Origin of the sequence: Kitasatospora sp. NPDC057015 (assembly GCF_042673745.1) — a bacterium.
Taxonomy (GTDB): domain Bacteria; phylum Actinomycetota; class Actinomycetes; order Streptomycetales; family Streptomycetaceae; genus Kitasatospora.
Map to the genome: position 1 here is coordinate 1 of NZ_JBHUSG010000089.1, position 15,838 is coordinate 15,838.

General features: G+C 73.3%; 2 protein-coding genes. Both read left to right on the plus strand.

Annotated features, from left to right (window positions below; genetic code table 11):
- Nucleotides 1-8,832: SDR family NAD(P)-dependent oxidoreductase (locus ACFTWP_RS40425; protein ID WP_380270192.1), on the plus strand; the 8,832-nt coding region annotated here is incomplete at its 5' end.
- Nucleotides 8,833-8,834: 2 nt separating this feature from the next.
- Nucleotides 8,835-15,838, plus strand: a 7,004-nt coding sequence (locus ACFTWP_RS40430; RefSeq protein ID WP_380270193.1) for an SDR family NAD(P)-dependent oxidoreductase, incomplete at its 3' end; no start/stop codon positions are given.

Genomic DNA, 15,838 nt, shown 5'->3' on the forward strand with positions numbered 1-15,838 from the left:
GTCATGGCGATGCGGCACGGGCAGTTGCCGCCGACGCTGCACGTCGACGCGCCGACCTCGCACGTCGACTGGGAGTCCGGAAACATCCGGCTGCTGACCGAGGCCCGGCCGTGGCCGGAGACGGGGCGTCCCCGCCGCGCGGGCATCTCGGCCTTCGGGGCCAGCGGCACCAACGCCCACGTCGTCATCGAACAGTTCCCGGAAGAAACCCCCGAACAACCCGCCGCGGACGATTCCGCGGAGCCCACGGTGTGGCTGCTGTCCGGCAAGACGGACGACGCCCTCCGCGCCCAGGCCCGACGGCTCGCGGACCACATCACCGCCCGCCCCGGACTCCGGTCGGCCGCGATCGGCCGGGCCCTCGCCACCACCCGCACCATGCTCGCCCACCGGGCGGCCCTGGTGGGCAGCACCCGGGCCGACCTCATGGCGGAACTGGCCGCCCTCGCCGACGGAGACCCCCGCGTCGTCACGGGTGTGGCCGGTTCGCCCGGTCGGTCGGTGTTCGTGTTCCCGGGGCAGGGTGCGCAGTGGGTCGGTATGGGTGGGGAGTTGTACGGCTCGGAGCCGGTGTTCCGGGAGGTGATCGATGCGTGTGAGGCGGCGTTGGCGCCGTACACGGATTGGTCGTTGGTGGAGGTGTTGGTCGGCGGTGCCCCGTTGGAGCGGGTGGATGTGGTGCAGCCGGCTCTGTTCGCGGTGATGGTGGCGCTGGCGGAGTTGTGGCGTGCGCATGGTGTGGTGCCTGATGCCGTGGTCGGGCATTCGCAGGGGGAGATCGCGGCGGCGTACGTGGCGGGGGCGTTGTCCCTGGAGGACGCCGCGAAGGTGGTCGCGCTGCGGAGCAAGGCCTTGGTCGCGCTGGAGGACCGGGGTGGGATGGTGTCGGTCGGTCTCGGGCATGAGCAGGCCGCCGAGTTCGTGGCCCGTTGGGAGGGCCGGCTGACGGTGGCGGTGGTCAATGCCCCCGGTTCGGTCGTGGTGTCGGGTGATCTGGACGCGCTGGGTGAACTGCTGGCGGCCTGTGAGGCCGACGGTGTCCGTGCCCGCCGCCTGCCCGTCAACTACGCCGCCCACTCCGTCCAGGTCGAGGCGATCCGCGAGCAGCTGCTCGCCGACCTCGCCGGCGTCACACCGAGGACCGCGGACGTCCCCTTCTACTCCACGGTCACCGCGGAACCCGTCGACACCGCCGCCCTCGACGCCGACTACTGGTACCGCAACCTCCGCGAACCCGTACGCTTCGACCTCGCCGTCGAGGCCCTCAGGCAGGACCGGCACGGCGTGTTCGTGGAGGTCAGCCCGCACCCCGTACTGATGCCGGTGATGGACGGCGTGGTGACCGGCACGCTGCGCCGCGGCAGCGGCAGGCAGGAATTCCACCTCGCTCTGGCGCGCCTGCACACGCAGGGCGTGGCCGTCGACTGGACGCCGGTCCTCCCCGGCGACCCCCACCATGTCCCGCTGCCGACGTACGCCTTCCAGCACCGGCCGTACTGGCTGAACCCCGTCGCCGCGAAGGGCGACGTGTCGGCGGCGGGACTGGACTCGGCCGGGCACCCGCTGCTCGGGGCCGTCGTCGAACTGGCCGGGGACCAGAGCGTCCTGCTCACGGGGCGGCTCTCGACGGCGACCCGGCCATGGCTGGCCGACCACGTCGTCCTGGGCTCCGTGCTGCTGCCCGGCACCGTGTTCGTCGAACTCGCCATGCACGCCGGACGGCAGGCCGGCTGCGACGTCCTGGACGAACTGGTGCTGGAAGCCCCCATGATCCTGCCGGACGACGGGTCCGTGCCGGTCCAGGTCCTCGTCGGCGCACCGGACGGGACGGGCCGACGCCCCGTCACCGTGCACTCCCGGACGGACGGCACCTGGGTGCAGCACGCCACCGGCACGCTGGCGACCGCCGACCACCCCCACCCGTACGACACCGGCGAGCCCTGGCAGCCGGCCGGTGAGCTCGTCGACCTGACCGACTTCTACGACACCCTCGCCGCCCAGGGCTACGAGTACGGGCCGGTGTTCGCGGGCGTACGCGAGATCCGGCGGCAGGGCGACGAGCTCTACGCCGAGGTGGCGCTGCCCGCCGACACCCGCGACCGCTTCGGTCTCCACCCCGCGCTGCTCGACGCCGCACTCCAGCCGCTGACCCTGCTGGCGGCCGGCCGCCTGCCGTTCTCCTTCGCCGGGGTGTCGATGCGGAAGGCCGGCTCCACGGCCCGGGTCCGCCTCACACCCACCGGCCCCGACACCTTCCGGGTCGCGCTCGCCGACGAATCCGGGCCGCTGGCGGCGATCGACGCGCTGACCGTGCGCCACCGGCCGCCGGGCATGTCGGTCGCCGGGACCAACCAGCTCTTCCGCCTCGACTGGGTGCCCGTCGAGAGCACCGGCGAACCCCCGGCCGTCCACCACGTCACGCCCCCGGCGGGAGACCCCGTGGCGGCCGCGCACACCGTCGCCGCCGAGACGCTGGGCGTGCTCCAGGACTTCCTGCGCGACGGGGACGGCCGGCTGGCCGTCGTGACCCGTGGGGCGGTCGGGCCGGACCCGGTCGACCTGCCGTCCAGCGTCGTCTGGGGCCTGGTCCGCGCGGCCCAGGCGGAACACCCCGACCGGTTCGTGCTCGTCGACACCGACGACCGCGTCCTCGTCGCGGGGGACGAACCGGAGCTTGTCGTCCGCGACGGCGCCGCCCACGCCGCCCGCCTGGTACGGGCCGAGGTGGCCCCGGCACCCGGCCCGCTCGACCCGAACGGCACCGTGCTGATCACCGGAGGCACCGGAACACTGGGCCGCCTCGTCGCCCGGCACCTGCGCGAGCGGCACGGCATCCGGCACCTGCTCCTGCTCGGCAGGACCGCGGCGGAGGTGGACTTCGACGCCGACGTGGTGGCCTGCGACGTGGCCGACCGGGACGCGCTGGCGGCCGTACTGGACTCGATCCCCGCCGCGCATCCGCTGACCGCGGTCGTGCACGCGGCCGGCGTGCTCGACGACGGCGTCGTCGAATCCCTCACGCCCGGCCGGATCGACCAGGTGCTGCGGCCCAAGGCCGACGCCGCCTGGCACCTGCACGAGCTGACGAAGGACCTCGGCCTGAGCGCATTCGTGCTCTTCTCGTCCGCCGCCGGTGTGCTGGGCGGCCCGGGCCAGGCGAACTACGCCGCCGCCAACGCCTTCCTGGACGCCCTCGCCGTGCACCGGCGTGCCCTGGGTCTGCCGGGCTTGTCGCTGGCCTGGGGACAATGGGCCGAGGCCAGCGGGCTGACCGAACACCTCACCGACACCGACCGCAAGCGCCTGGCCCGCGCCGGCGTGCTGCCGATGCCCACGGACCAGGCGCTGGCACTGTTCGACCTGGCCCTGGGCGCCGCCGATCCCGCGCTGGTCCCCGCGCACCTCGACCTGTCGGCGGCGTCCACCCGCCCCCTGCTCAGCCGCCTCACCCGCACCAGGCCCGCCCGGCGCACGGACCGGCCGGTCCTGGGCAGGGAACTCGCGGCCCTGCCCGAGACCGAGCAGCACAGCCGCGTCCTGGAACTGGTCACCGGCCAGACGGCCGCGGTCCTCGGCCACACCGACACCGCGGCCGTCAGCGCAGAGCGGGCCTTCAAGGACCTGGGCTTCGATTCGCTCACCGCAGTGGAACTGCGCAACCGCCTGTCCGCGGTCGCCGGGGTACGGCTGCCCGCGACGCTGACCTTCGACTACCCGACCCCCGACGCGCTGGCCGGCCACCTGCGGGACCTCCTGGTCGGCACCCGGCGCCAGGCCGCTGCCTCACCCGTGCCGGTCGGGGTTCCGGTGTCGGGTGATCCGGTGGTGGTGGTGGGGTTGGGGGCCCGGTATCCGGGTGGGGTGGGGTCGGCGCAGCAGTTGTGGGGTCTGGTCGCGGGTGGGGTGGATGCGGTGGGGGAGTTCCCGTCGGATCGCGGGTGGGATGTGGGTCGTCTCTACGATCCGGCCGGTGGTCCGGGGACGTCGTACACGCGATGGGGCGGCTTCCTCGACGCCGCCGGCGACTTCGATGCGGCGTTCTTCGGGATCTCGCCGCGTGAGGCGTTGGCGATGGATCCGCAGCAGCGGGTGTTGCTGGAGACGGTGTGGGAGACGTTCGAGGATGCGGGGATCGATCCGACGTCGTTGCGGGGCAGCCAGACGGGTGTCTTCACCGGCATCTGGTCCTCGGGCTACGGCGCCGGGGCACAGCCGCCCGACCTGGAGGGCTACCTCTCGACGGGTACTGCGACGAGTGTGACCTCGGGGCGGGTGTCGTATCTGCTGGGGCTGGAGGGTCCGGCGGTGTCGGTGGACACGGCGTGTTCGTCGTCGCTGGTGGCGATCCACCTGGCGGCGCAGGCGCTGCGGTCGGGGGAGTGTTCGCTGGCTCTGGCCGGTGGTGTGACGGTGATGGCGACGCCGGCGGGGTTCGTCGAGTTCTCCCGGCAGCGGGGGCTTGCGGCCGATGGGCGGGTGAAGGCGTTCGCCGAGGCTGCGGATGGTACGGCGTGGGGTGAGGGTGCGGGGTTGGTGCTGCTGGAGCGCCTGTCGGACGCTCGCCGTAACGGGCACCGGGTGCTGGCGGTGGTGCGGGGTTCGGCGGTGAATCAGGACGGGGCGTCCAACGGTCTGACCGCGCCCAACGGCCCCTCCCAGGAGCGGGTGATCCGTCAGGCCCTCGCCAATGCCGGGTTGGAGCCGTCCGAGGTGGATGCGGTGGAGGCGCACGGCACCGGGACGACGCTCGGTGACCCCATCGAGGCGCAGGCGCTGTTGGCGACGTACGGCCGTGGCCGGGTGGAGCCGTTGTGGCTGGGGTCGGTGAAGTCGAACATCGGGCACACGCAGGCGGCGGCGGGTGTGGCTGGTGTGATCAAGATGGTGATGGCGATGCGGTACGGGCAGTTGCCGCGGACCCTGCACGTGGACGCGCCGAGCTCCCATGTGGACTGGTCGGTGGGTCGTGTCTCGTTGCTCGCCGAGGGCCGGCCGTGGCCGGAGACGGGGCGTCCCCGTCGTGCCGGTGTGTCGGCGTTCGGCATCAGCGGCACCAACGCGCACGTGATCCTGGAGGCACCGGCCCCGGATCCGGCTGATGGTCCGGCCGAGGAGACGTCGCCCGAGTCCCCTGCCGCTTCCACGCCCGCGCCCGCGCCCGTCGTGCCGGTGCCGTGGCTGCTGTCAGCCAAGTCGGACGCGGCCCTGCACGACCAGGCCCGCAGGCTGCGCGGGTTCCTCGCCGAGCACCCCGAGGTCACACCGGCCGAGGTGGCCGCGGACCTGGCCGCGCGGGCTCGCTTTCCGCACCGTGCCGTGCTGACGGACCCGGCCGGCCTAGACGCGCTGATCGGCGGAAAACCCGGAATCGTCACGGGCACTGCCTCCCCGGGCAGGTCGGCGTTCGTGTTCTCCGGTCAGGGTGGTCAGTGGGTGGGGATGGGGCGGGGTTTGTACCGCGAGTTCCCGGTGTTCGCGCGGGTGTTGGACGAGGTCTGCGGGTTGCTGGGGTTGCCGGTGGGGGTGCTGTTCGAGGACGGGGAGGGGGTGCTGGGGGAGACGGAGTTCACGCAGGCCGGGGTGTTCGCGTTGCAGGTGGCGCTGTTCCGGTTGGTGGAGTGGTTGGGGGTTCGGCCGGACTTCGTGGTGGGGCATTCGGTCGGTGAGGTGGCGGCGGCCCATGTGGCGGGGGTGCTGGGGCTGGAGGACGCCTGTGCCTTGGTGAGCACGCGTGGCCGGTTGATGCAGGGGTTGGCCGGTGGTGGGGCGATGGTGTCGCTCCAGGCGTCGGTTCAGGAGGTGGTGGGGTCGTTGGTTTCGGGTGCCGAGGTGGCGGCGGTCAACGCGCTGGACGCGGTGGTGGTGTCGGGCGACGAGGCGGCGGTGGCGGCGGTCGCCGAGGTGTGGCGGGGTCGTGGGCGCCGGGTGAGGCGGCTGGAGGTGAGTCACGCGTTCCATTCGGCGCGGATGGATCCGGTGCTGGAGGAACTCGGGAAGGTCGCTGAGGGTCTGTCGTTCGGTGAGCCGGTGATTGCGGTGGTCTCCACGGTGGCGGGGCGTCCGGTGGACATGGGGGAGCCTGGGTACTGGGTGCGGCAGGCGCGGGAGCCGGTGCGGTTCGCCGACGCCGTCGAGTGGCTGACGGGCCAGGGCGTCACGGGGTTCGTGGAGGTGGGTCCGCATCCGTCGCTGGTGGCGAACGGGTTGATGCGGCGGGGTGGTGATTCTCCGGAACGGCTGTTCGCGGGGCTGGGACGGTTGTGGGCGGACGGCGCGGTGCGCTGGATGCCGCCCGCGGTCACGGCGGTGGGGACGTCGGACGGGCGGGTGCCTTCGTATGCCTTCCAGCACCAGCACTACTGGCTCCAGCCCACCGTCCCGGCACCGATCGGAGACGGCCAGATCGACCACCCGCTGCTGCGGGACGCCATGGAACTCCCCGACGACAACGGCGTGGTGCTGACGGGACAGCTCGCCACCGCCGCGCAGCCGTGGCTCACCGAACACGTCATCTCGGGCTCGCCCCTGCTGCCCGCCGCGGCGTTCGTGGACCTGGCGCTCCGGGCCGGCGAACACGTCGAGTGCCCGGCGGTCGAGGACCTGACGCTGGAGACACCGCTGGTGGTCGCGGACGGCGTGCAGGTGTCCGTGACCGTCGGCCCCGACCGGGCGGGCCGGCGCAGCGTCTCGATCCACTCGCGCGCAGACGGCGAGTGGGTACGGCACGCCACCGGGACCCTGGGCGCCGTGCCCTCCGCACCACGGGACCCCTGGGCACGGCAGTGGCCGCCGCACGCCGAAGCCGTCGACCTCGACGCCTTCTACGACAACCTGGCCGACGCCGGATTCGCCTACGGCACGGCCTTCCAAGGTCTGCGAGCGGCCTGGCGCGACGGCGACACCCTCTACGCGGAGGTGGCCGCACCCCCCGGCGACACCCGGTTCGCCCTGCACCCCGCCCTGCTCGACGCCGCGATCCAGATCGTGACCGTCGCCGACGACCGGGCGAAGATGCCGTTCTCCTTCGCCGGGATCTCCTGGTGGCGCGGCGCCGAGCACGCCAGGGTCCGGCTGACCGTGACCGGCCAGGACACCTGCACGATCGCTCTCGCCGACCAGTCGGGCGCGCCCGTCGCCGAGATCGCCTCGTTGACCCTGCGCCGGCCGGCCGGGGCCACCACGCAGGACGTGCCGTACCAGGTGGCGTGGCCGGTCCTGGAAGCGGCGACCACCGGACCGGACATCCCGGTCCACCACGCCACATCGCCCGTCGAGACCCTGCGGGTGATCCAGGACTTCCTCAGCACGGACACCCCGCGCATGGTGGTCGCCACGCGCAACGCCGTACCGGTTCGGCCGGGCGAGGACGTCGACCCGCAGGCCGCCGCCGTCTGGGGCCTGGTCCGGTCGGCCGCCACCGAGCACCCCGGCCGGTTCGTGCTGGTCGACGGCGACGACGGCGACGAGGTCCGGCTGGCCGGCGACGAACCCCAGCTCGCGATCCGCGCCGGCGCCGTCCACGTCCCCCGCCTCGAACGGGCGCGGACCGAACCGCTGCCCTCGCCGCTCAGCCCCGAGGGCACGGTGCTCGTCACCGGCGGCACCGGCACCCTCGGCCAGGCCGTCGCCCGGCACCTCGCCGAACGGCACGGCGTGCGGCACCTGCTGCTGGTCAGCCGGAGCGGCCCGGACGCCCCCGGCGCGGCCGCGCTGACCGCCGACCTGGCCGCGCTGGGCGCGACCGCCGACATCGTGGCGTGCGACGTGTCCGACCGCGAGGCGGTGGCGCGGCTGCTCGCCGAACACCCGGTCACCTCGGTGATCCACGCCGCGGGCACGCTGGCCGACACCGTCGTGGAATCCCTCACCCCGCAGCAGTTCGCGCGCGTGTGGGAACCGAAGGCCCTCGCGGCGCGGCACCTCCACGAACTGACCTCGGACCTGGAGGCGTTCGTACTGTTCTCGTCGGCGGCCGGTGTGCTGGGCGGCGCGGGCCAGGCGAACTACGCGGCGGCGAACGCCTACCTCGACGGCCTGGCCGCACACCGGCACGCCCAGGGACAGCCGGCCGTGTCGCTCGCCTGGGGCTACTGGGCGCAGGCCAGCGGCATGACCGGAGCCCTGACCGCCACCGACCGGCAGCGCCTGGCCAGGGCCGGCGTACGGCCGCTGCCGACGACGGACGCGCTGGCCCTGTTCGACGCCGCGCTGACCGCGGGCGCCCCCACCCTCGTCCCCGTCAGGTTCGACCTGCCGGCGCTGCGCCGCGCCGGTGACCCGCCCGCCCTGCTGCGGGAGCTGGTACGGCCCCGGCGCAGGCAGGCCGCCGACCGCGTGTGGACGCAGGCCGACGTGCTGCACCTCGTCAGGGGCCAGGTCGCCCTCGTCCTGGGGCACTCGTCACCGGAGGCGGTCAACCCCGACCAGGCGTTCACCGACATCGGGTTCGACTCGCTCACCGCCGTGGAACTGCGCAACCAGCTCGACGCGGACACCGGCCTGCGCCTGCCCGCCACGCTCGTCTTCGACCATCCGACACCGGCCCGCCTCGCCGCCTTCGTGCACACCCGGCTGCACGGCACCGGACCGGACCCCCTGCTCGCCGAACTCGACCAGCTCAAGTCCACCCTGGACGCGGCAGCCGCCGACGCCGACTACGAGACCGTCGCGGCCCGCCTCGAAGCACTTCTCGCGGCCTGGACCGCCAAACGCACCGGCTCCGCGGCCGGTGTCGACGAGGCCAGCGACGACGAACTGTTCAGCCTTCTGGACGATGCGCACCGCAGGACCGAGGTCATCCGCTCGGGCGAGTCCCGAAACGCTGAGGAGTAGCGATGTCCGACGAAGAGAAGCTCCGCACCTATCTCAAGCGCGCCACGGCCGACCTGGGAGTGCTCGGCAAGCGCCTCGCCGACATGGAGGAGGCCGCGCGCGAGCCGATCGCGATCATCGGCATGGGCTGCCGCTACCCGGGCGCTGTGGAGTCCCCGGACGGCCTGTGGCGGCTTGTCTCGGACGGTGTCGACGCGATCACCGAGTTCCCGCCGGACCGTGGCTGGGACGTCGTCTACGACCCCGACCCGGACCGGCCGGGCACGACCTACAGCCGATCGGGCGGCTTCCTCGCCGACGGCGCCGGCTTCGACGCCGGGTTCTTCGGCATCTCGCCGCGCGAGGCACTGGCGATGGACCCGCAGCAGCGGGTGCTGCTGGAAACCGCCTGGGAGACCTTCGAGTACGCCGGCATCGACCCGACCACGCTCGGCGGCAGCCGCACGGCCGTGTTCACCGGCCTGTGGTCCTCCGGCTACGGCAACCAGCCGCCGCCGGACCTCGAAGGTTTCCTTGCCACCGGAACAGCCACCAGCGCCACGTCCGGGCGGGTGTCGTATCTGCTGGGGCTGGAGGGTCCGGCGGTGTCGGTGGACACGGCGTGCTCGTCGTCGCTGGTGGCGATCCACCTCGCGGCGCAGGCGTTGCGGGCGGGGGAGTGTTCGCTCGCGTTGGCCGGTGGTGTGACGGTGATGGCGACGCCGGCGGGGTTCGTCGAGTTCTCGCGGCAGCGGGGGCTTGCCGTTGACGGCCGGGTGAAGGCGTTCGCCGAGGCGGCCGATGGTACGGCCTGGGGTGAGGGCGCCGGCCTCCTGCTGCTGGAACGCCTGTCCGACGCCCGCCGTAACGGTCACCGGGTGCTGGCGGTCGTCCGGGGCTCGGCGGTGAACCAGGACGGCGCGTCGAACGGGCTGGCGGCGCCGAACGGTCCGTCCCAGGAACGCGTGATCCGGCAGGCGTTGGCGAATGCCGGACTGTCGCCGGCGGACGTGGACGCGATGGAGGCCCACGGCACCGGCACCACCCTCGGCGATCCCATCGAGGCTCAGGCGCTGCTGGCGACGTACGGTCAGGGGCGGGACGAGCCGTTGTGGCTGGGGTCGGTGAAGTCGAACATCGGCCACACCCAGGCGGCGGCCGGTGTGGCGGGTGTGATCAAGATGGTCATGGCGATGCGGCACGGTGAACTGCCGCGGACCCTGCACGTGGACGCGCCGTCCTCCCACGTCGACTGGTCGGCGGGCCGTGTCTCACTGCTCACCGAGGCCCGGCCGTGGCCGGAGACGGGGCGTCCCCGCCGGGCCGGCGTGTCGGCGTTCGGCATCAGCGGCACCAACGCGCACGTGGTGATCGAGGCGGCTGTTGAGGAGCCGGTCGGGGTTTCGACGCGGCCCGCGGGCGGGGTGATGCCGTGGGTGTTGTCGGGGAAGTCGGATGTGGCGTTGCGGGATCAGGCACGTCGGCTGGGGGCGTTCCTGGCCGGGCATCCGGGGGTCGGCGCGGGTGCGGTGGGTCGGGCGTTGGCGGGGCGGTCGCGTTTCGAGCACCGTGCGGTGTTGAGCGGTGTGGAGGCGTTGGAGGCGCTGGCGGAGGGCCGGTCGGTGCCGGGCTTGGTCACCGGGACGGTCCGCCCGGTGGGTCGGTCGGTGTTCGTGTTTCCGGGGCAGGGTGCGCAGTGGGTGGGGATGGGTGGGGAGTTGTACGGCTCGGAGCCGGTGTTCCGGGAGGTGATCGATGCGTGTGAGGCGGCGTTGGCGCCGTACACGGATTGGTCGTTGGTGGAGGTGTTGGTCGGCGGCGCCCCGCTGGAGCGCGTGGACATCGTGCAGCCGGCTCTGTTCGCGGTTATGGTGGCGCTGGCCGAACTCTGGCGTGCGCATGGTGTGGTACCTGATGCCGTGGTCGGGCATTCGCAGGGGGAGATCGCGGCGGCGTACGTGGCCGGCGCGTTGTCGTTGGGCGACGCCGCGAAGGTGGTCGCCCTGCGCAGCAAGGCCCTGGTCGCCCTGGCGGACCGGGGTGGGATGGTGTCGGTCGCTCTCGGGCATGCGCAGGCCGCCGACTTCGTGGCCCGCTGGGAGGGCCGGCTGACCGTGGCGGTGGTCAACTCGGCGGACAGCGTGGTGGTGTCGGGTGATCTGGACGCGCTGGACGAACTGCTGGCGGCCTGTGAGGCCGACGGCATCCGCGCCCGCCGCCTGCCCGTGAACTACGCCGCCCACTCCGTCCAGGTCGAGGCGATCCGCGAGCAGCTGCTGACCGACCTGGCCGGCGTCACACCGCGCCCGGCGGCGATCCCGTTCTACTCGACGGTCACCGCGGAACCCGTCGACACCTCCGCCCTCGACGCCGACTACTGGTACCGCAACCTCCGCGAACCCGTGCTGTTCGACCAGACCACCCGTGCGCTGCTCGACCACGGCCACACCGTCTTCGTCGAGGTCAGCCCGCACCCGGTCCTGGTCTCCGCCGTCGAGGAGACCGGTCACCACCACGGCTCCGACCCCCTCGTCACCGGCACGCTCCGGCGCGACCAGGACGACTTCCTCGCCGCCCTCGGCCGGCTGCACGTCCACGGTGTCCCGGTCGACTGGCGGTTCCCGGACGACACCGAGCCCGTCAGCCTGCCGACCTACGCCTTCCAGCGCCAGCCGTACTGGCTGCGGCCCGTCCCGACGGCGTCGGGCGACCACCCCCTGCTCAGCACATTCGTGGAACTGCCCGACGGCGCGGTGCTCAGCGGACGGATCTCGCTCACCACCCACCCGTGGCTGGCCGACCACGCCGTGCGGGGCTCCGTCCTCCTGCCCGGCACCGCGTTCGCGGAAATGGCGGCCTACGCGGCCGGCCGGCTCGGCCACGCCGTCGAGGAGCTGGTGCTCGAAACGCCGCTCGTCCTCGACGACACCCCGGTGCACCTCCAGCTCGTCGTGGGCCCCGAGGACGACGGCCGCAACCCGCTCACGGTGTACTCGCACGACGGCGACGAGTGGGTGCGGCACGCCACCGGGACCCTGGGCGAGGAGCCGGTGCTGAGCGCCTGGGACTGGCCGTCGGGCGGTGAGCCCCTCGACGTCGACGGGCTCTACGACTCGCTGTCCGTGCTCGGCTACGAGTACGGGCCGGCGTTCCAGGGCGTCACGGCGGCCCGGCGGGTCGGCGACACCGTCTACGCCGAGGTGGAGCTTCCCGCCGAGGAACCGTTCGCCCTGCACCCCGCGCTGCTCGACGCCGCACTGCACCCGATGGCGTTCCTCACCGACCGCACCGGCCTGCCGTTCGCGTTCACCGGAGTGGCGATACGGGCCGCGGGCCGCGGCCCGTTGCGCGTACGCCTGTCCGCCACCGGGCCGGACACGTACACCGTGGCCGTGGCCGATCCGGACGGCACCCCGGTCGCGGTCATCACGTCGCTGACCGTCCGGGACGCCGCCGCCGTCCCGGACAGCCTGTACACGCTCGACTGGATCCCCTTCGAATCGGTGTCGACGGGCGGCGACCCCGCGGACCTGGTCGTCTACGAGGTGCCCGGGCCGGAGCCCGAGGCGGACACCGTCGAGGCGGCGTACGAGAGCGCGCAGAGCGTACTCGCCGTGATCCGGGACCACTTGGCGGGCGAGCGGACGCGGCTGGCGGTCGTCACCCGCAACGCCGTCGCCGCCGCGCCCGGTGACGTGGTCGGCCTCCACCACTCGATGGTCTGGGGCCTGGTCCGCGGTGCGCGGGCCGAGCACCCCGACCGGTTCGTCCTGGTCGACGCCGACCCGACCTGGGACCCCGCGCTGATCGCCGGCACGGACGAACCGGAACTGGCGGTACGCCAGGGGGCGCTGCGCGTCCCCCGCCTGGTCCGCGTCGGCGCGGGCCTCACCCCGCCGGACGGGACCTGGCGGCTGGAGGACACGGGCACCGGCAGCATCGACGACCTGGCGCTGGTGCCCCGCCCGGAGCTCATGGAGCCGCTGGGGCCCGGGCAGGTCCGGATCGCCATGCGGGCGGCCGGACTCAACTTCCGGGACGTGCTGATCGCCCTCGGCGTCTACCCCGGCGAGGCCCTGATGGGCGGCGAAGGCGCGGGCGTCGTCGCCGAGACCGGCCCGGACACCCGGTTCCGGCCCGGCGACCGCGTCATGGGCCTGGTCCCCGGCGCCTTCGGCCCGGTCACCGTGGCCGACCAGCGGCTGCTGGTCCGGATGCCCGACGACTGGTCGTTCGCCAGGGCCGCGTCAGTGCCCGTGGCGTTCCTGACCGCCTGGTACGGCCTGCGCGACCTGGGCGGGCTGAACGCCGGTGACCGGGTCCTGATCCACGCCGGCACCGGCGGCGTCGGCATGGCGGCGATCCAACTGGCCCGGCGGCTCGGTGCGGAGGTGTTCGCCACCGCGAGCCCCGCCAAGTGGGACACCCTGCGCGACCTGGGGCTGGACGAGGACCACATCGCCTCGTCGCGCACCCTGGAGTTCGAGCAGAAGTTCCCGCCCATGGACGTGGTTCTGGACTCGCTGTCCGGCGAGTTCGTCGACGCCTCCCTGCGGCTGCTCGCGCCCGGCGGGCGGTTCGTGGAGATGGGCAAGACCGACATCCGCGACGCGGCCGACCATCCCGACATCGTCTACCGGGCGTTCGACATCGCCGACGCGGGGCCGGAACGGCTCGGCGAGATCCTGGACGCCGTCGTACGGGCCTTCACGGACGGCGGGTTCGCACCGCTGCCGTTGGACGTACGCGAGGTCCGGGACGCGGTCGACGTGTTCCGGTTCATGAGTCGGGCGGCTCACATCGGGAAGATCGTTCTGACTGTTCCGGTGGATTTCGATGTGGCCGGTACGGTGCTGATCACCGGTGGTACGGGGACGCTGGGTGGCCATGTGGCCCGGCATCTGGTGGTCGAGCGTGGTGTGCGGCATGTGGTGCTGGTCAGTCGCAGTGGTGGCGGGACGGCGCTGTGCGAGGAGCTGGCCGGGCTGGGCGCGGAGGTGACCGTGGCCGCATGCGACGTGGCCGACCGGGAGGCGCTGGCGGCGGTACTGGACGCGATTCCGGCTGCGCATCCGCTGACCGCGGTCGTGCACGCGGCCGGGGTGCTCGACGACGCCGTGGTCGAGTCCCTGACCCCCGAGCGCCTCGCCGCGGTCTGGGAGCCCAAGGCACGGGCGGCCTGGCACCTGCACGAACTCACCCGCGGGCGGGACCTGACGGCGTTCGTCCTCTTCTCCTCGGCCGCCGGGACACTCGGCAGCCCCGGGCAGGCCAACTACGCCGCCGCCAACACCTTCCTCGACGCCCTCGCCGTGCACCGGCGCGCCCTCGGACTGCCGGCGACCTCGCTGGCCTGGGGCTACTGGGCCGAGGCCAGCGGCATGACCGGGCACCTGACCGGTGCCGACCAGGACCGGCTGACGCGAGCCGGGGTCGTGCCGCTGGCCACCGACCACGCCCTGTCGCTGTTCGACGCGGCGCTGGCCACGGACCGGGCCGCGCTGGTGCCGGTACGCCTCGACCTGTCCGTGCTGGCGGGCGCCCCGGCGGCCCCGGCGGCCCTCAAGGACCTCCTCTCCCGCAAGGCGGTCCGGCGCCCGGCGCGGCACGGCGCGATCGCCGACCGCCTGCGGTCACTGCCGGAGGCCGAACGGCTGCGAGCCGCACTCGACCTGGTCACCGCCAACACCGCCGCGGTGCTCGGTCACCGCGAACCGGGGGCCGGATGGGACCGGCAGCCGTTCAAGGACCTCGGCTTCGACTCCCTGACCTCCGTCGAACTGCGCAACCGCCTCAACAGCGCCACCGGCCTGCGCCTGCCCGCCACCGTCACCTTCGACCACCCCACGCCGCGGCAACTCGCCGAGCACCTGCTGAGCGGGATCCTCGGTGGTGGTGCGGCGTCGGTGGCGTCGGTGGTGCCGGTCGGGAATCCGGTGTCGGGTGATCCGGTGGTGATCGTGGGCATGGGGTGCCGGTTGCCGGGTGGGGTGGGTTCGCCGGAGGAGTTGTGGGGTTTGGTGTCGGGTGGGGTGGATGCGATCGGGGCGTTCCCGGGTGATCGGGGGTGGGACGTTGCGGGGTTGTTCCATCCGGATGCGGATCATCCGGGGACGTCGTATACGCGGTCGGGTGGTTTTCTCGCGGACGCGGCGGGGTTCGATGCCGACTTCTTCGGGATCTCGCCCCGCGAAGCGTTGGCCATGGATCCGCAGCAGCGGGTGTTGCTGGAGACCGCGTGGGAGACGTTGGAGGATGCGGGGATCGATCCGACCTCGTTGCGGGGCAGCCAGACGGGTGTGTTCACCGGTATCTGGTCCTCCGGCTACGGCGGCCAGGCACCCGCGGACGCCGAGGGCTATCTCGGTACGGGCGCCGCGACCAGCGTGACCTCCGGCCGGATCGCCTACCTGCTGGGGCTGGAGGGCGCGGCGGTCTCGCTGGACACCGCCTGCTCGTCCTCACTGGTGGCGATCCACCTGGCAGCGCAGGCGCTGCGCTCGGGGGAGTGTTCGCTGGCCCTGGCCGGCGGGGTGACCGTGATGGCGACCCCGCTGGGATTCACGGAGTTCTCCCGCCAGCGCGGCCTGGCTCCCGACGGCCGGGTGAAGGCGTTTGCCGAGGCGGCGGACGGTACGGCCTGGGGTGAGGGCGCGGGGTTGGTGCTGCTGGAGCGGTTGTCGGACGCCCGTCGCAACGGTCACCGGGTGCTGGCGGTGGTACGGGGTTCGGCGGTGAACCAGGACGGCACCTCCAACGGCCTCGGGGCGCCGAACGGTCCGTCGCAGGAGCGGGTGATCCGTCAGGCGCTGGCGAACGCGGGACTGTCGACGGCGGACGTGGACGCGGTGGAGGCCCACGGCACCGGCACCACGCTCGGCGATCCCATCGAGGCTCAGGCACTCCTGGCGACCTACGGTCAGGACCGGGTGGAGCCGTTGTGGCTGGGGTCGGTGAAGTCGAACATCGGCCACACCCAGGCCGCGGCCGGCGCGGCCGGCCTGATCAAGATGGTCATGGCGATGCG